Raw genomic sequence first — 16,470 nt, 5'->3', positions numbered from 1 at the left:
AGACTATTTTAGTTTTACTTGTGGCATTTGTCGCAGGCATTGAAGGCATCTTGGATGAGTTTGAATTTCATCAACCCATTGTTGTCTGTACTTTAATTGGTTTAGTGACAAACCATTTAACAGAAGGATTATTATTAGGTGGATCTTTACAATTGATTGCCTTAGGGTGGGCCAATATTGGTGCTGCTGTTGCTCCGGATGTATGTTTGGCAAGCGTGATATCATCTATTCTTATGATTCATGGCCTTGAAAGTACAATTGAAGCTAGATTCGTAATCGCATTTAGTATTGCCTTAGCGATACCATTATCTTTAGTGGGTTTATCTTTGACAAAGGTATGTCGTAATTTAGCAATCCAACTTGTACATAAGATGGATGAGACAAAGAAAGTTTCTTATTATCAATGGATTGGTATTTGTATGCAGGGAATTCGTGTTTTGATTCCCACAATCGTTTTATTATTGATTCCATCATCCATGATTTGTTCAATCTTGGAAATGATTCCTGCTTCAATTTATAAGGGACTATTGATTGGTTCGGGTGTAGTTTGTGTGGTTGGCTTTGCGATTGTAGCGAATGTATTAGGCTCTAAATTTACATATCCATTCTTTATGATTGGATTTGGACTTGCATGTATGACAAGCTTGTCTTTAATATCTTTATGCTTTATTGGTGGTGGCTTAGTTTGGTTATATATGTTGTTGAATGCGAAAGAAAAATCGAATAAGACAAGTGATGATCCGTTAGGGGACATCTTAAATGATTATGAGTAGGTGGTTTATATGAAGAAAAGTACAAGATTAAAGGTTTGTTTAAACCATCAATATTTACAAGGTTCATGGAACTTTGAGCGTATGCAAAATGGTGGATGGTGCTATGGTTTACTTCCAGCATTGAAAGAATTATATCCAAACAAAGAAGATTTTGATAAGGCTGTAGATCGTCATTTAAAATTCTATAATACACATCCATATGTTTCTGCACCAATTGTTGGTATCGTTTTGGCTATGGAAGAAGAAAAGGCAAAAGGTGCTGATATTTCAGATACATCTATTCAAGATGTAAAAATTGGCTTAATGGGGCCTTTAGCAGGCGTAGGAGATCCTGTATTCTGGTTTACAATGCGTCCAATTCTTGCAGCTGTTGGTGCATCGCTTGCGTTATCACAAAATGTTCTAGGACCTATTTTCTTCTTTGTGGCATGGAACGTACTTCGCTTTGGATTTTTATGGATTACACAAGAGCTTGGTTATAAGAAAGGTACTAAGTTGATTACGGACTTATCGGATACATCCTTAAAGAATGTTACACTCGCTGCAAGTATGTTAGGGATGTTTGTGGTTGGAATTTTAGTTCAGAGATTTGTACAAATCGATGTAGTAAAGATTCAATCGGATTTAGATATGGTATTGCCAGGAGTTCTTTCTTTATGTTTATTTTTTTGTTGTACAAAGATACTAAAAAAAGGCTTTTCACCCGTATTATTAATTGTCATTTTATTTATTCTTTGTGTCATTTTAGAGATGGCAGGAATCTTAGTGATTTAAGTCTAAAAATATGATTTGTATACCTCGTACAATAATATTATTTGAGAAGAAAAAGATAAATTAGAATTAGTCACAATAAAAAGCGTAATTATCAATATTGTATATCAGCAAGAAGGGGAAACAGAGTGGTGAGCAGACAAATATTAAAAAAAGAACATATCATTACAGATAGATTGACGTTAGGGCCATATCGTAAAGAAGATAGAGAGCGTCTCAAAGAAATGATGCAAAATCCAAAGATTACGGCAACGTTTATGGTGCCTGATTATTGTGAAGAAGTACAGTTTTATGCGTTAGCTGACAAATTGATCGAATTCAGTCAGATTAATGATACAATCCATCTAGAATATGGCATTTATCTGGACGGTTGTATGATTGGGTTTGTCAATGATTGTGGTTATGATGATGAAGCTATTGAATTGGGATATGTCATTGACCCAGCTTTTCAAGGGCGAGGATTTGCAACGGAAGCAGTGAATGCAGTAATAAACGAATTACGTGAGATGGGCTTTAAAAAGGTCGTGGCGGACTTTTTTGAAGAAAATATAGGCAGTAGAAAAGTGATGGAAAAGTGTGGCATGCATCTAAACGGAAACTCAGATTATGAGGAATACCGCGGAAAGAAATTTAAGTGCTATGAGTGTGAAATGGAGCTCTAAAGAATTAGCGAGTTCCTAAGCACATTTGGTAATATATGTTGGTAAGAAGCAAAGTAAGATAAATTCCAGTTTATCGGTATAAAACATAGAGCTAAAAAATAGAATTTTATCTTGACGTATTGCGTTTCATCCTTTAAAATATCAATGTTGCAAACTCCGTGTATGGACTTGCAACCGCCCAGAAAAGGTTTTAAGTTGTTAATTCACACCTTGATGGCGAGTATCAAGCTAAATGTGAAATAGAATGAATAGGAGGTGCACACATGTACGCAATTATCGAAACTGGTGGAAAACAGATCCGTGTTGAAAAGGATGCTGTTATCTTCGTTGAAAAATTAGAAGCTAACGAAGGAGACACTGTTACATTTGACAAAGTATTATACGCTGATGGAAAATTTGGTAAACCATTCGTAGAAGGTGCAAAGGTAACAGGTGTTGTTGAAAAACAAGGCAAAGGAAAGAAAATCACAATCGTGAAATACAAAGCTAAAAAATCTTCAACACGTCGTAAACAAGGACACCGTCAACCTTACACTCGTGTAAAAATTGAAGCTATCGAAGCTTAATTATGATTAAAATTAAAATTGCTAGAGATGATAATGGTATTTCATTGATCTCTATGCATGGACATGCTGAATATGATCAGTATGGAAAAGATATCGTCTGTTCTGCAGCCAGTACCATTATTATTGGTGGTATCAACGCAATCGCACAGCTTGGCTATTTAAGTTTCATTTCTTATGATGTAGATGCAGGGGATGTTGAATTGAAAATAAACAATACAGAATGTGCTGAACTACAAATCATACTAAATACGCTATTAGTTCAGTTTCAAAGTATTGAAGAAAGTTATCCTAAAAATATTCAAGTACAGGAGGTGTAAAAAATGTTATTAAAATTAGACTTACAGTTATTCGCTTCTAAAAAGGGAGTTGGTTCTACAAAGAACGGTCGTGATTCTCACTCAAAACGTTTAGGAGCTAAATTAGCTGATGGACAATCTTGTCACGCTGGAAGCATTATTTATCGTCAACGTGGAACAAAAATTCATCCAGGAACTAACGTAGGACGTGGTGCTGATGATACATTGTTCGCATTAGTTAACGGTGTTGTTAAATACGAACGTCTTGGTAAAGATAAAAAGAAAGTTTCTGTTTATCCACAAGCTTAACAAGTGTGAAATTTAAGATCCCGTTGCTGGGATCTTTTTTAATGAAATGGAAAGGAGGGTATATATGTTTGTAGATCAAGTCAAAGTTCATATTAAAGCAGGTAAAGGCGGAGATGGTTTAGTAAGTTTTCGCCACGAAAAATATGTTGCCTATGGTGGACCTTTTGGAGGCGATGGAGGTAACGGAGGAGATGTCATTTTTGAAGCAGATCCAGGTATGACAACTCTATTAGATTTGCGTTATCATCGTAAAATTATCGCAACTCCAGGTGAAAAAGGTAAAAATAAAAAAATGCACGGAGCCAATGGGGAACATAAAGTTGTTAAAGTTCCATTAGGAACCATTGTAAAAAGAAGTGATAATAATCAAGTACTTGCCGATTTGACAAAACCACACCAACGCCAAGTTGTTGCTCATGGAGGTCGTGGAGGTCGTGGAAACTGGCACTTTAGATCAAGTCACAACACAGCACCTAAATACGCAGAGCAAGGTGTTTTGGGTGAAGAATTTGATTGTATTGTAGAATTAAGAGTACTTGCCGATGTAGGATTGGTAGGATTTCCTAGTGTAGGAAAATCCACATTCCTAGATGCTGTTAGTAAAGCGCGTCCTGAAATTGGAGACTATCCATTTACGACGATTACACCAAATGTTGGGGTTGTTCAAACTGGTGATGGAAGAAGCTTTGTCTTAGCCGATTTACCAGGACTTATTGAAGGAGCAAGTGATGGTAAAGGTTTAGGTCATCAATTCTTGCGCCATATTGAAAGATGTCGTGTTATTATCCATGTGATTGATATGGGTGCAGAGGATGGCAGAGATCCATTAAAAGATTATGAAGTTATTAATAATGAATTGAAATCTTACCAGATTCGTTTATTGGAAAGACCTCAAATTGTTGTTGCCAACAAGATGGATATGGAAAATGCCCAAGAAAATGTTCGTCGTTTTAAAGAAAAGTATCCAGATATTCCAGTCTATGAAACAACAACAATTATCCATGAAGGTTTAGATGCAGTACTTAGAAAAGCGGCAGATCTTCTTGCGACAACACCTGCATTCCCAATTACGGAAGATACGGGTGAAACAGGTGTTATGTATACATTTGAAGAGAAGAAGAAAGACATCCTTATTGAAAAAGAAGATGATGGTGTATGGAATGTTTCAGGTCCTAGACTTGAAAGAGTATTCGACATCAATAAATTGAATACGGAAGAAGACTTCTATCTATTTGCCAACAAAATGCGCTATCTTGGAATTGATACAGCTTTAAGAGAAGCAGGATGTCAAGATGGAGATACAGTACGTTTATTAGGCTTTGAATTTGAATTTATTGAAAACTAAGGTTACACATTGTGTAGCCTTTTCTTTTCGTGTGGTATAATGCTTCTGAGGTGTTTTTTTATGAAATGTATTTCGTGGAATGTAAATGGGATTCGTGCGGTTTTAAAGAAGGATTTTGTGGAAATTCTTTATGCGTTGGATGCAGACATTTTTTGTATTCAAGAAACTAAGGCACAACCCGATCAAATTGAAGTGGATTGTGAATTATATCCTTATCAATATATAAATAGTGCTCAAAAGAAAGGGTATAGTGGAACAATGATTTTCTGCAAAGAAGAACCATTATCCATTCGTTATGGGATGAATATGGAAGAACATGATACAGAAGGAAGAGTTATAACTCTTGAGTATCCTGAATATTATGTTGTGACTGTTTATACACCAAATTCAGGGGATGGACTAAAAAGATTAGACTATCGTATGGAATGGGATAAAGCGTTTAGTGCCTATCTAAAATCATTAGATAAACCAGTTATGGCTTGTGGCGATTTTAATGTGGCCAATGAAGAGATTGATATTAAAAATCCAAAGACAAACCATAAAAATGCTGGATTTACAGATGAAGAAAGAAATAGTTTTAAAGAAAATCTATTAGCTTATTTTGTGGATACATATCGTAGTTTATATCCAGAAAAAGTGGAATATTCGTGGTGGAGCTATCGTTTTAAGGCGCGTGAAAAGAATGCAGGATGGCGAATCGATTATTGGCTAGTATCGCCGGAATTAAAAGATAAAATTGTGGATGCGAAGATCTTAACGGATATATATGGTTCAGATCATTGTCCAGTCCAACTTGATATTGAGGTGTAAAATGATTGCGTTTGTGAATGGAATTGTAAAGATTATTCGAAATGATCGTGTAGTACTTGATGTACATGGTGTTGGCTATGAAGTATATTTGGCTAATGCGTTAAGTCAAAAAATGAATGAAGAATTATTTCTTTATACATATCAACACGTTCGTGAAGATGCGATCTTATTGTTTGGCTTTATCAAAGAAGAAGATTATGAAGTCTTTATGCGCTTGATCAACGTAAAAGGAATTGGTCCAAAAACAGCCCAGACCATGTTATCGGTATGTTCTGGAAAAGAAATGATTGAAGCAATTGAAAATGATGATATTAAAAGATTGAAGTCATTACCTGGTATTGGTGCTAAAACGGCAGGACAAATCGTTTTGGATCTAAAAGGTAAGTTTGTATCTTTAGAAACGAGTGATAGTCCTGTGTCAAATCCAGTATGGACTCAAGTTCAGGATGCTCTTTTATCACTTGGGTATAAGACCAATCAATTAACAAAAATTAAAAAGGAATTCGAAAATACAGAATTAGGAGAAGATGAGATGTTACGACAAGCATTGATTCTACTCGCAAAAAGAAATGGAGTATAAGATAGATGCCTAGAGAAGTAGATGGAAATTTACAAGAGTGTGATAACTTTGAAAAGACGTTGCGTCCGCAAAGTTTAAATGAATATATTGGGCAATCCGAATTAAAAGAAAATCTAAATGTGTTTATTCATGCGGCAAGATCTCGAAATGAAGCTTTAGATCATGTTCTATTCTATGGCCCTCCTGGCCTTGGAAAAACAACATTGGCCTATATTCTTGCCAATGAAATGCATGGAAATTTAAAGACGGCTAGTGGTCCTTCCATTGAAAAAAGTGGAGATCTTGCAGCTATACTTACAACACTTGAACCGGGAGATGTCTTATTTATTGATGAGATCCATCGTTTGCCAAAACAAGTAGAAGAAGTATTGTATCCGGCTATGGAAGATTATTGTCTAGATATTGTGGTGGGTAAAGATTCGGCAACCGTACACAATATTCGTATTAATTTACCACCTTTTACGCTTGTGGGAGCCACAACTCGTGCAGGAGATTTAAGCGCGCCTCTACGTGATCGCTTTGGAATTATTTCACAGCTAGAGTACTATAATTTACAAGATTTAGAAAAAATCGTTTATCGTACAAGTTGTGTGATGAATACAGAAATTGATAAAAATGCTGTTGCGGAGATTGCTTTAAGATCACGTGGTACACCACGAATCGCAAACCGTTTGTTCAGACGTGTACGTGATTTTGCCCAAGTCTATAATGAGGGCGTGATTTCAAGTGAAATCGCAAAGACAGCTTTAGACAGGCTTCGCGTAGACCATTTAGGTTTAGATGCGGTTGACCATAAATATTTAAAAGGAATCATTGAAAGATTTAAAGGCGGGCCTGTAGGACTTGAAGCGATTGCTTCAAGTATTGGAGAAGAGCCAATGACTTTAGAAGATGTATATGAGCCATATTTATTACAGATTGGTTTTATCAATCGTACGCCTAGAGGAAGAATAGTAACGCCCAAAGCGTATGAACATCTTCAAATACCATATCAAAAAGAATTGTTCACAGATTAATAGTCTGTGAACATTTTTATTATATGGTATAATAATTTGCATGGAACAAATGACAGAATTAACAAAAAAAGTATTAGAATTTTTAGAACCAGATTCATCGAAATGGGCGTATTGGACAAGTAAACAGCTTTTAAATCCAGTTTCTGAATCGAAATGTATGGAAAGCTTTAAAGAACGAATATTAAAGGCTGTTTCAAATCGTGAAAAAGTAATTGTAGCAGGAGACTATGATTGTGATGGTATCAGTGCAACAACAATCATGGTGTCAGGCTTAAGAAAATTAGGTCTTGAATGTGGCTTTTATATTCCGGACCGTATTAAAGAGGGGTATGGGCTTAGTGAAGCAACAGTGATGTTGGCACATAAGAAAGGATATTCTTTGATTCTTACGGTGGATAATGGCATTAAAAGTAAGCCGGCTTTAGCACTTTCTAAAGAATTGGGTATGGATGTAATTGTTACGGATCATCATACAATGGATGAAGAAGTGAATTGTGATATTGTTGTACATCCAGATTTAATGGAGCCATGCTTTGAAACCTTATGTGGAGCTGGAATAGCCTATGAATGTATGCGAAAACTTGGTGTAGAGGATGATTATCTTTTGCAGCTTGCAGGTCTTGCGAGTATTTCGGATATGATGGTTGTCAAAGGGCAAACGCGAGCTTTGATTCAGAATGCATTAAGATCAATCAATGAAACACATGAAAAACATATTTTTTCTTTAGCTACAGATCGTGACTTAAATGAAACAAGTATTGGTTTTCAGGTGGTTCCTAAATTAAATGCGATTGGAAGATTGAGTAATCTTGCCAATGTCAACAATGTGGTCCGATATTTTTTAGCACATGATGATGAAACAATTTATACTTTGGGTTCACAAATTACACAAATGAATACGATTCGTAAACAAATGTCGGATCAGATGCAAAAAACAGCCTTATTAAAGTGTAAATCGAATGAGGATATCTATATCATTGAAGATACAAGTTTTCATGAAGGAATCATAGGTTTAGTGGCGGGTGCACTTTGTTCAAGATTTAATAAGCCTTGTATTGTTCTAGCTAAAAATGAACAGGGATATAAGGCGAGTATGCGTAGTCCTGAAGGCTTTAACTGCATGGAATTTCTTGGTCCATACAAACATTTTGTCGTATTTGGTGGACATGAAAATGCAGCAGGCTTTTCATTGAATCTAAATGAGTTTGATTTGTTTGAAGATTTCGTTCATGCGCGTATCAAGGAATATACGTATAGTGTGAAAAAGAAGGAAACATTAATTATAACGGATGATGAATTGAGTTTAGAAACCATTCAATCCTTAGATGTACTTAGACCTTTTGGCCCAGGCTTTGTTTTTCCTAGTTTTGAAATTATTCATCCTCAAATTAAGTCGTTGTATGATTTTCAAAATCATAAACATCGTAAATATACATTAGAATCTGGCTTACAGTGTATGCGTTTTAATCAAAGTGAAGTAGAGTATAAAAAAAGTGTGAATGCGATTCATTCTTTTATAGGTACGGCTCAAATCAATCAATATCAGGGCCGTAAGCAGGTGAATTTTGTGATTGATGAGATTGTGTATGAGTAGTAAAATGGAATCAATTAGAAAGAGGTTTAGTATGGATTTAAAAGATTATATTGAAAGTATTCCGGGGTTTCCAAAAGAAGGAATTATTTTTAGAGATGTGACACCCATTTTGCAGAATGCGAGTGCAATGCGTTATTGCGTGGATCAATTAAATGACTTTGTGAAAAGTGTTGGTGCAGATGTTGTGATTGGTCCTGAAGCACGTGGCTTTTTATTTGGCGTGCCAGTGGCTTTAGAAAATAATGTTGGTTTTGTACCTGTTAGAAAGCCTGGAAAGCTTCCAAGAGAAACCGTAAGTGAAACATATGATCTAGAGTATGGGCAAGATGAACTTTGTGTTCATGCGGATGCCATTTTACCAGGACAAAAAGTAGTTATTATCGATGATTTGTTAGCTACAGGCGGTACGGTAGAAGCGATTATTAAAATGGTTGAACGCATGCAGGCTAGTGTTACCGGTGTGGCTTTTGTGATTGAATTGGATGATTTAAAAGGTAGAGAAAAATTTAAAGATATCCCAGTGTGCGCATTAACACATTTTGAAGGAGAATAAAAAGTTTAGTTTAGGAAAGGGGGCGCAGTGATTATGAGTCAGAAAAAGCAAGTAACTTTTGAAGAGTGTATGGAAAATGTCCAAACATATATAAAACGCCCAGAGAATATTGAGTTGATTCAAAAGGCATATGATTTTGCCTATGAACATCACAAGGGACAATTTCGTAAAAGCGGAGAACCTTATGTGATTCACGTTATTCAAGTAGCAAATACGTTAGCGTTGATGCATTGTGGTCCAAAAACGATTGCGGCAGGTCTTTTGCATGATACTGTAGAAGATTGCCAAGGCGTAACGACAGATACAATTACGGAATTATTTGGTCAGGAAATCGCAACTTTAGTTGATGCGGTTACGAAGATTGGTGCTATTAAATTTAAAGATGAAGAAGAATATTTAGCGAGTAATCATCGTAAATTATTTATTGCGATGGCCAAAGATATTCGTGTTATTTTAATTAAGCTAGCAGACCGTTTGCATAATATGCGAACTTTGCAGTATATGCGTCCGGAAAAACAAAAGAAAATTGCCCGTGAAACATTAAGTGTTTATGCACCTATTGCGCATCGTTTGGGTATTAGTGAAATCAAAAACGAGTTGGAAGATCTTTCTTTTAAGTATTTAGATTATAAAAAATATGAAGAAATCAAAGATTTAGTAAAACAACGTGAAAGTGATCGTAACGAACAAGTTCATGAAATGATTTCAGATATTGAATCGATTATGCAGGAGTATAATATTCAATATCGTATTTTTGGTCGATCAAAACATTTTTATAGCATCTATAAAAAGATGGTGACTAAAAATAAGCGTTTTGAAGAAATTTTGGATTTATTGGCCATTCGAATCGTTACGGATTCCGTTGTGCATTGTTATGAAATACTAGGTTATATCCATGCTAAATATAGACCGATTCCAGGTCGCTTTAAAGATTATATTGCGATGCCAAAAGCAAATATGTATCAGTCTTTGCATACAACAATCGTAGAGCCTGAGCATGGTAATATTTTTGAAATTCAAATTCGTACAGAAGAAATGGACGCGATTGCCGAGCGTGGTGTTGCAGCGCATTGGAAGTATAAAGAAAATCGTAATTATACTCCAGAGTATGAACAAAAAGAGATTGAGGATAAACTTTCTTGGTTTAGAGATTTTTCGATGATGACCGATGAAGAAAGTGAAGATCCACTTGAATATATGAATGTACTTCAAAAAGATATTTTTGAAGCGAATGTATATTGTTTAACACCAAGAGGTAAAGTAATTGCCTTGCCTTCGGGTTCTTGTCCAATCGATTTTGCGTATAGAATCCATACGGAGGTTGGAAATAAAACAGTAGGCGCTAAAGTCAACGGGGCTATTGTTCCTTTAAATACGCCTTTAAAAACGGGAGATGTTGTTGATATCTTAACAAACAACAATTCGGTAGGTCCAAGTGCGGATTGGATCAAAATTGTTAAGAGTGGGCATGCACGTAATAAGATTCGTGCTTTCCTTCAAAAACAAGAACAGCAGTCACGTAAGGAGAGTATCAAACTAGGACAGTCGATGCTTGAAGATGAGTTTAAACGTTTAAAATTAGATCCGAAATCAATGGATCAAAAACGATTAGAATCCATTTTAACATCCTTATCCTTTAAGAGTGTGGATGATCTATATGTAGGTATTGCCATGAAGCGTGTTTCGTTGCAGTCGATTGTGGATCGTTTGGTTAAAAACCGCTCGAATATGCTTGAAGATCAAGAAATTATGAAAATTTACAACAAGCAGCCTGCACACGTTACAAAACATTCAAGTTGTGGTGTTATTGTGCCTGGAGTTGATACGATTGCGGTATCTTTGGCAAATTGTTGTAGACCGATTCCTGGAGATTCGATTATTGGATATATTTCAAAAGGGCAAGGAGTCAAGGTGCATAGAGCGGATTGTCCAAATATTGTCAATGAAAAAAAGCGCTTAATTCCTGTACAATGGGAAGAGGGTCTAGATGAAAAACAATATGAAGTGAATTTGATTATTCATAGTGATGATCGAAATTACTTGTTGAGTGATATTGTGACGACTTTACAACAATGCAATGTCTATTTAAAACATGTAGATTCTGCGGTGGATGATGGTAATTTAGAGGCAACTACTAAGTTGACGGTTTCAGTGAAGAATGCAGCGCATCTACAAAACTTAATTTCAAACTTAAAAAAAGTACGAAGTGTCAATGAAGTCATTCGTACAATTCAATAGGAAGGTGTTTTTAGTACCTTCCTATTTTTTTTAAAAATTCAATTTTAATATAAAGAATACGAGAAACGATTTCTCTTGTGATGTGTTTAGGTTTTAAATCTTTAAACCACATACAGCCATAATCTGAAAAGAATTGTCTGGCAATGGCACAAGCTCTTTTGGCGTGAGTTTGTGATGTTAAAATCAATACATCTTGTTTTTGAATAATATCTTTTGAAAATTTGAAATTCTCAAATGTATTTCTTGCGTTTGTTTCTAGAATGGTTGGAATATCCATTTTATTTTGAATATAAGCATGCATAACTTTGGCTTCGATAAATTCATTTTTTACATTGGAACCGGAAATAATTAATGTATCGTAAAGGTTTTGTTGATATGCTTTTATGGCTAAATTACATCTTTTAATTTGACTTGAAGACATCGTTCCATCATCATGAGCAGGACATCCAAGTAGCAATGCATATGTATAGTGTTTCTTTCTTTTTGGGATAAAGGGGAAGAAATAAATGTATATACATGCAAGGATTAAAATGCATAAACTAGCGATCATAATAAATCACCTTTCTAGCTTGAAATGTATCAAAAGATAAATATTGACATTTGAGTTCGATTTCTTGAAGGAATTTAGGAAGCTCTTTAAATTTTGTGACGACTTGTTTGTCTTTAAGAAATGCTTGTCCAATTGAATCAAATCCTGCTACGATCACTTGATTGAAACGATTGTTTTCTTGCATCTGTGCTTTTGTGATTTGTAGAAGAATAAACATACAAGTTCTTTGAATTCGAGCTTTTGTGTATGTTTTAGAAATGGATGCCAACAGAAACTCTTCCCATTTCAAATATTTCTTGGCATTTTCTTTTAAGCGATATTCAATACCTTCATTGACTAGAAAATAGGTGGATAAAATATTTGTGTCAGTTAAAATCAAGAATTTTCTAAGATATGGATAGTAAGTGTCCCAAGTTTGATTGGGATTGAAGTAGGCATCCTTAAATTGAGCAATGCCTTCAAAGTATTCTTTACGTGTTTGTGTGGCACTTTTGAAAGTATCCTTTCGAGAAATGGATTGTGGAAGGATATTATACTTGTCACATTGTTTGATATATTGAATGCCTAAGATGTCATTTGGTTGTATGTCTTTTGAATATAAATTTCGATTCATACTTAATGATGGATCTACTTTTGTCGACTCCATTTGTTTGGCATACTCTCTTAGCAAGACAATGTTGTTTGTTTCTGAGCCAAAACAAATTTGATCGATATTTAACGCATGCAAAGATTCAATTGCATATTTAGCAAAGTAATCGGCACTTTGTGCTGCATAACAAGCAGGAAGTTCAATCACAAGGTTGCAACCGGCTTCTAGAGCAAGTTTAGTCTTATCTTCCATACTTAAAAGGCTAGGTAAGCCTCTTTGGGTAAAATGATTGGACACAATCGCAATTAAGCAATTACATTGTGTTAATTCTTTCGTTTTTTTGATATGATAAATATGTCCTTGGTGAAAAGGATTATATTCTGTAATAATTCCGCACGTTTTCATATTCATTATGATAACAGAATCTTTTTCTTGTGGAAATATTGACTTTATGAATTACTTTTATTATAATATCAAATGCGACATGAGGTGAAGATCGTGAAATTTAATAGAAAAGACTTCTTAAATGCAAATAACCATATTATTGAGATCGATGAATGGATTGCGATTGAAGAAAACGATCTGCTTCATCATACTTCTGTCAAGTCTGTTCCAGATGTACATGTTACGGGTACATTAGAGTTTGACGGAATGAATTTCGTATCGAGTGATTTGAGTATGGACGGAACAATGGTTGTTCTAGATTCCATCACAAATGAAGATATTGATGTTCCATTTGAGACGGAGTCGCAACAAACGTATTCTTTTGTTCCTGTAGAGGATGCAGAGGATCAGGAAATTATCGTGGTGAAAAAAGATACAATCGATATTAACCCAGAGATTTTCCAGGCGATATTATATGAGGCTCCAATGAGTATCACTCGTTTACCTCGTGATCAATATCCAAAGGGAGATGGTTGGCAGCTTTTATCGGATCAAGATAGAGAAGAGCCAAAAATTGATCCACGATGGGAAAAATTAAATGATTTCAAACTGGATGATGACTAGGAGGTGCAAGCATGGCAGTTCAACAGAGAAGAAATTCAAAAACACGTAAAGCAAAACGTAGAACACATTACAAATTGGTGAAACCAGCGTTGACTCGTTGTCCAAATTGTGGTGAATATAAACTTGCTCACAAGATGTGCTCTTGTGGCGAATACAACGGCAAACAAATCGTTGAAAAGTAGTAAATTAGCCAGGTAAATCCTGGCTTTTTCTGTAGTATGGAGGAAAATATGATTGAGATTTTAAAATCTATATTGTATGGCATTGTTGAAGGAATTACGGAATGGCTTCCTGTTAGCTCAACAGGTCATATGATTTTATTGGAAGAAATTATGCCGATGAATGTATCAAGTTCATTCTGGAGTATGTTTCTTGTTGTGATTCAATTGGGTGCAATCTTAGCGGTTGTTTTATTGTATTGTAATAAAATATTTCCTTTTAGAAAAAATAATAAAGGAAAATATGTTCCTGTTAAATCCATTTGGATCTTATGGTCAAAAATTTTGGTGGCTACAATTCCAGCAGCTGTTATTGGCTTATTATTAGATGATTGGATCGATGCACATTTATATAATGGATTTGTGGTTGCGATTATGTTGATTTTAGTGGGTGTTGCGTTTATCTATGTAGAAAATCGTAATAAAAATATGCGTCCAAGTGTAGATACCCTTGCTGCCTTATCTTATAAAGATGCGCTCATTATTGGCTTATTTCAAGTTGTGGCAGCTGTTTTACCTGGAACTTCAAGATCTGGATCCACAATCATTGGTGGATTAATGATTGGTGTAAGTCGTGCTGTAGCGGCCGAATTTACTTTCTTTTTAGCGATTCCAGTTATGTTTGGTGCTAGTCTATTAAAATTAGTGAAATTTGGATTCTCGTTTAGTTTATTGGAATTTTTTATTCTTGCCTTTGGAATGATTGTGGCATTTGTCGTTTCTATTTTTGTGATTCGTTTCTTAATGTCTTATATTAAAAAGCATGATTTCAAAGTGTTTGGATGGTATCGTATCGCACTTGGTATAATTGTTTTAGTTTTCTTTATGGTTCGTGCCATTTTCTAAGGTGTTTGTCTAGACAAACATCTTTTATTTTAGGATTTGACACGATAGACTTTATGCCTGTTTTCGTGTATAATATTTTTGGTTTTACCTAGAACAAAGGACGAAAAGGAGGAAATAGTATGGATGTACTATGGATCGTTTTGTCTGGTGTCGCAGGTCTTGCGATTGGATCTGGCTGTATGGTCGGAATTTCCAAAGCAGGTTTAAATAAGAATCAGCAAAAAGCAGAACAAATTTTAAAAGAAGCTCAAAATGAAGCAGACTCTCGCGTGAAACAAGCTGTGCTAGACGGAAAGACACAGGCTCATGATTTGCGTGTTGAAGCTGAAAAAGAAATTAAAGAACGTAAACAAGAATCAATGGAATTAGAGAACAAGTTGTTGCGTAGAGAAGATAACTTGAATTTTCGTGATGAAGCGTTAAATCAAAAAGAGCGTCAGATTAATGAAAAGATGAAGAGTGTTGCTGACAAACTGACATCATTAGACGAAAAAGAAAAGAAATTACAAGAAGAAATTGATAAACAAGTTGTTGTTTTAGAAAGTGTTGCCAAAATGTCAAGCCAGGCAGCCAGAGAAGAATTGTTTGCGATTGTAGAGAAGAAAATGGAACATGAAACAATCGCATATATCAAAGATAAAGAGGATGAGGCAAAAGCAACTGCCAATGAAAAAGCGCAAAATATCATTGCTTTAGCTATTGAGCGTATGTCTCAACAAGAAACACAGGAAAAAACAGTCAGTGTTGTGTCTTTACCTGGTGAAGAAATGAAGGGACGTATTATTGGCCGTGAAGGTCGTAATATTCGTTGTTTTGAACAAGCTACTGGTGTTGAATTGAATATTGATGATACACCAGATTTGATTACGATCACATGTTTTAATCCGGTGCGTCGTGAAGTGGCTCGACTTGCGTTAGAACACTTGATTCGTGATGGAAGAATTCAGCCAGGACGTATTGAGGATGTTGTAAAGAAATACCAGAATGAAATTGATCAAGAAATCATGAAGGCTGGAGAAGATGCTATCTTCAAATTGGGTATTGGTCGAATTGATCGTGAAATTGTAAAATTAATTGGTACATTGAAGTATCGTTATTCTTATGGACAAAATGCATTACAGCATTCTATGGAAGTTGCCTATATTGCGGGATGCATGGCAGCTGAACTTGGATTGAATCAACAAATTGCCAAACGTGCAGGTCTATTGCATGATATTGGTAAGGCATTGAATATTGAGCAACAAGATGGATCTCATGTTGAATTGGGATACAAATTCTGTAAAAAGCATGGTGAAAAAGAAATTGTATTAAATGCGATCCACTCTCACCATGGGGATGTAGAGCCAAAATTCTTAACAAGCCATTTGGTTATTGCGGCAGATACAATTAGTGCTGCAAGACCTGGAGCTCGTAAAGAAAGTGCTCAAGCTTACATCAACCGTCTTGAAAACTTAGAAAAGATTGCGAATGGATTTGATGGTGTTGCGAATGCATTTGCGATTCAGGCAGGTCGTGAAATTCGTGTGCTTGTAAATCCAGAACACGTTGATGACTTGACTTGTGTAAAATTAGCTCGTGATATTCGAGATAAGATTGAATCTGAATTGACATATCCAGGTCAAATCAAAGTAAATGTTATTCGTGAGACACGTGCCCAGGAATACGCAAAATAAAAATGTCGGGCTTTAGTCCCGACTTCAATTTTTTAGTTTGGTAAATGAATTATGGTAAGCCTGCACTTACTAA

General features: G+C 35.4%; 19 protein-coding genes and 1 other annotated feature. Of the genes, 17 read left to right on the top strand and 2 right to left on the bottom strand.

What is annotated here, in order from left to right; translation table 11 throughout:
* From EUBIFOR_RS01860 to EUBIFOR_RS01800, 13 genes are all read left to right on the top strand, one after another.
* Positions 1 to 773: PTS sugar transporter subunit IIC (locus EUBIFOR_RS01860; RefSeq protein ID WP_003864196.1), on the top strand; the 773-nt coding region annotated here is incomplete at its 5' end.
* Between the two features lie 9 nt (positions 774 to 782).
* Positions 783 to 1,547, top strand: coding sequence for a PTS system mannose/fructose/sorbose family transporter subunit IID (locus EUBIFOR_RS01855; protein WP_040466060.1), 765 nt, complete (start codon positions 783 to 785; stop codon positions 1,545 to 1,547).
* 128 nt (positions 1,548 to 1,675) lie between these two features.
* Positions 1,676 to 2,206, top strand: coding sequence for a GNAT family N-acetyltransferase (locus EUBIFOR_RS01850; protein WP_167528768.1), 531 nt, complete (start codon positions 1,676 to 1,678; stop codon positions 2,204 to 2,206).
* Positions 2,207 to 2,368: 162 nt separating this feature from the next.
* Positions 2,369 to 2,440 (top strand) — a sequence feature (ribosomal protein L21 leader region).
* 29 nt (positions 2,441 to 2,469) lie between these two features.
* The gene (gene rplU, locus EUBIFOR_RS01845) at positions 2,470 to 2,772 is read left to right on the top strand and encodes a 50S ribosomal protein L21 (protein ID WP_003864193.1); all 303 of its coding nucleotides are present in this window, start codon (positions 2,470 to 2,472) and stop codon (positions 2,770 to 2,772) included.
* Between the two features lie 2 nt (positions 2,773 to 2,774).
* Entirely contained in the window at positions 2,775 to 3,089 is a 315-nt protein-coding gene (locus EUBIFOR_RS01840) for a ribosomal-processing cysteine protease Prp (protein WP_003864192.1), read from the top strand.
* A gap of 3 nt (positions 3,090 to 3,092) precedes the next feature.
* Complete coding sequence (gene rpmA / locus EUBIFOR_RS01835; RefSeq protein ID WP_003864191.1) at positions 3,093 to 3,377, top strand: 50S ribosomal protein L27; 285 nt, start codon at positions 3,093 to 3,095, stop codon at positions 3,375 to 3,377.
* Between the two features lie 64 nt (positions 3,378 to 3,441).
* The gene (gene obgE / locus EUBIFOR_RS01830; RefSeq protein WP_040466059.1) at positions 3,442 to 4,722 is read left to right on the top strand and encodes a GTPase ObgE; all 1,281 of its coding nucleotides are present in this window, start codon (positions 3,442 to 3,444) and stop codon (positions 4,720 to 4,722) included.
* Between the two features lie 60 nt (positions 4,723 to 4,782).
* Positions 4,783 to 5,532, top strand: a complete 750-nt coding sequence (locus tag EUBIFOR_RS01825; protein WP_003864189.1) for an exodeoxyribonuclease III — start codon at positions 4,783 to 4,785, stop codon at positions 5,530 to 5,532.
* Position 5,533: 1 nt separating this feature from the next.
* Positions 5,534 to 6,112 carry a Holliday junction branch migration protein RuvA gene (gene ruvA, locus EUBIFOR_RS01820; protein ID WP_003864188.1) on the top strand — a complete coding sequence of 193 codons (579 nt, stop codon included), beginning with the start codon at positions 5,534 to 5,536 and terminating at the stop codon, positions 6,110 to 6,112.
* A 5-nt stretch (positions 6,113 to 6,117) separates the two neighbouring features.
* On the top strand, positions 6,118 to 7,128 hold the full coding sequence (ruvB, locus tag EUBIFOR_RS01815; RefSeq protein WP_003864187.1) for a Holliday junction branch migration DNA helicase RuvB: 1,011 nt from the start codon (positions 6,118 to 6,120) through the stop codon (positions 7,126 to 7,128).
* Positions 7,129 to 7,177: 49 nt separating this feature from the next.
* Complete coding sequence (locus tag EUBIFOR_RS01810; protein ID WP_208853787.1) at positions 7,178 to 8,722, top strand: single-stranded-DNA-specific exonuclease RecJ; 1,545 nt, start codon at positions 7,178 to 7,180, stop codon at positions 8,720 to 8,722.
* A 31-nt stretch (positions 8,723 to 8,753) separates the two neighbouring features.
* Positions 8,754 to 9,275, top strand: coding sequence for an adenine phosphoribosyltransferase (locus tag EUBIFOR_RS01805; RefSeq protein WP_040466058.1), 522 nt, complete (start codon positions 8,754 to 8,756; stop codon positions 9,273 to 9,275).
* A 33-nt stretch (positions 9,276 to 9,308) separates the two neighbouring features.
* The gene (locus tag EUBIFOR_RS01800; RefSeq protein WP_003864184.1) at positions 9,309 to 11,513 is read left to right on the top strand and encodes a RelA/SpoT family protein; all 2,205 of its coding nucleotides are present in this window, start codon (positions 9,309 to 9,311) and stop codon (positions 11,511 to 11,513) included.
* Between the two features lie 10 nt (positions 11,514 to 11,523).
* Here the strand turns inward: EUBIFOR_RS01800 and EUBIFOR_RS01795 are convergent, their stop codons facing one another.
* The gene (locus EUBIFOR_RS01795; RefSeq protein WP_003864183.1) at positions 11,524 to 12,063 is read right to left on the bottom strand and encodes a YdcF family protein; all 540 of its coding nucleotides are present in this window, start codon (positions 12,061 to 12,063) and stop codon (positions 11,524 to 11,526) included.
* Positions 12,053 to 13,063, bottom strand: coding sequence for a nucleotidyltransferase family protein (locus tag EUBIFOR_RS01790; protein ID WP_003864182.1), 1,011 nt, complete (start codon positions 13,061 to 13,063; stop codon positions 12,053 to 12,055). The genes EUBIFOR_RS01795 and EUBIFOR_RS01790 overlap by 11 nt, the downstream gene beginning before the upstream one ends.
* Before the next feature lie 87 nt (positions 13,064 to 13,150).
* Between EUBIFOR_RS01790 and EUBIFOR_RS01785 the strand changes: the two genes are divergently transcribed.
* The 4 genes from EUBIFOR_RS01785 to rny all read left to right on the top strand — a co-directional run bounded on the left by EUBIFOR_RS01785 (position 13,151) and on the right by rny (position 16,397).
* Positions 13,151 to 13,660, top strand: coding sequence for a YceD family protein (locus EUBIFOR_RS01785; protein WP_040466057.1), 510 nt, complete (start codon positions 13,151 to 13,153; stop codon positions 13,658 to 13,660).
* Between the two features lie 11 nt (positions 13,661 to 13,671).
* Positions 13,672 to 13,842 (top strand): 50S ribosomal protein L32, encoded by a 171-nt coding sequence (gene rpmF / locus EUBIFOR_RS01780; RefSeq protein ID WP_003864180.1) that lies wholly within the window; start codon positions 13,672 to 13,674, stop codon positions 13,840 to 13,842.
* 48 nt (positions 13,843 to 13,890) lie between these two features.
* Positions 13,891 to 14,724, top strand: coding sequence for an undecaprenyl-diphosphate phosphatase (locus tag EUBIFOR_RS01775; RefSeq protein ID WP_040466056.1), 834 nt, complete (start codon positions 13,891 to 13,893; stop codon positions 14,722 to 14,724).
* A 119-nt stretch (positions 14,725 to 14,843) separates the two neighbouring features.
* Positions 14,844 to 16,397: a ribonuclease Y gene (gene rny / locus EUBIFOR_RS01770; protein ID WP_003864178.1), complete on the top strand. Its 1,554-nt coding sequence runs from the start codon at positions 14,844 to 14,846 to the stop codon at positions 16,395 to 16,397.
* The last annotated feature ends 73 nt before the right edge of the window (positions 16,398 to 16,470 follow it).

Origin of the sequence: Holdemanella biformis DSM 3989 (assembly GCF_000156655.1) — a bacterium.
Classification (GTDB): Bacteria; Bacillota_I; Bacilli_A; order Erysipelotrichales; family Erysipelotrichaceae; genus Holdemanella; species Holdemanella biformis.
Note: the sequence above shows the minus strand (reverse complement) of the source record. Positions and strands in the feature narration are given on the sequence as shown.

Coding starts and splice junctions, on each gene's coding strand:
- EUBIFOR_RS01855 (WP_040466060.1), top strand. CDS start 783: ATGAAGAAAAGTACAAGATTAAAGGTTTGTTTAAACCATCAATATTTA.
- rplU (WP_003864193.1), top strand. CDS start 2,470: ATGTACGCAATTATCGAAACTGGTGGAAAACAGATCCGTGTTGAAAAG.
- EUBIFOR_RS01840 (WP_003864192.1), top strand. CDS start 2,775: ATGATTAAAATTAAAATTGCTAGAGATGATAATGGTATTTCATTGATC.
- rpmA (WP_003864191.1), top strand. CDS start 3,093: ATGTTATTAAAATTAGACTTACAGTTATTCGCTTCTAAAAAGGGAGTT.
- obgE (WP_040466059.1), top strand. CDS start 3,442: ATGTTTGTAGATCAAGTCAAAGTTCATATTAAAGCAGGTAAAGGCGGA.
- EUBIFOR_RS01825 (WP_003864189.1), top strand. CDS start 4,783: ATGAAATGTATTTCGTGGAATGTAAATGGGATTCGTGCGGTTTTAAAG.
- ruvA (WP_003864188.1), top strand. CDS start 5,534: ATGATTGCGTTTGTGAATGGAATTGTAAAGATTATTCGAAATGATCGT.
- ruvB (WP_003864187.1), top strand. CDS start 6,118: ATGCCTAGAGAAGTAGATGGAAATTTACAAGAGTGTGATAACTTTGAA.
- EUBIFOR_RS01810 (WP_208853787.1), top strand. CDS start 7,178: ATGACAGAATTAACAAAAAAAGTATTAGAATTTTTAGAACCAGATTCA.
- EUBIFOR_RS01805 (WP_040466058.1), top strand. CDS start 8,754: ATGGATTTAAAAGATTATATTGAAAGTATTCCGGGGTTTCCAAAAGAA.
- EUBIFOR_RS01800 (WP_003864184.1), top strand. CDS start 9,309: ATGAGTCAGAAAAAGCAAGTAACTTTTGAAGAGTGTATGGAAAATGTC.
- EUBIFOR_RS01795 (WP_003864183.1), bottom strand. CDS start 12,063: ATGATCGCTAGTTTATGCATTTTAATCCTTGCATGTATATACATTTAT.
- EUBIFOR_RS01790 (WP_003864182.1), bottom strand. CDS start 13,063: ATGAATATGAAAACGTGCGGAATTATTACAGAATATAATCCTTTTCAC.
- rpmF (WP_003864180.1), top strand. CDS start 13,672: ATGGCAGTTCAACAGAGAAGAAATTCAAAAACACGTAAAGCAAAACGT.
- EUBIFOR_RS01775 (WP_040466056.1), top strand. CDS start 13,891: ATGATTGAGATTTTAAAATCTATATTGTATGGCATTGTTGAAGGAATT.
- rny (WP_003864178.1), top strand. CDS start 14,844: ATGGATGTACTATGGATCGTTTTGTCTGGTGTCGCAGGTCTTGCGATT.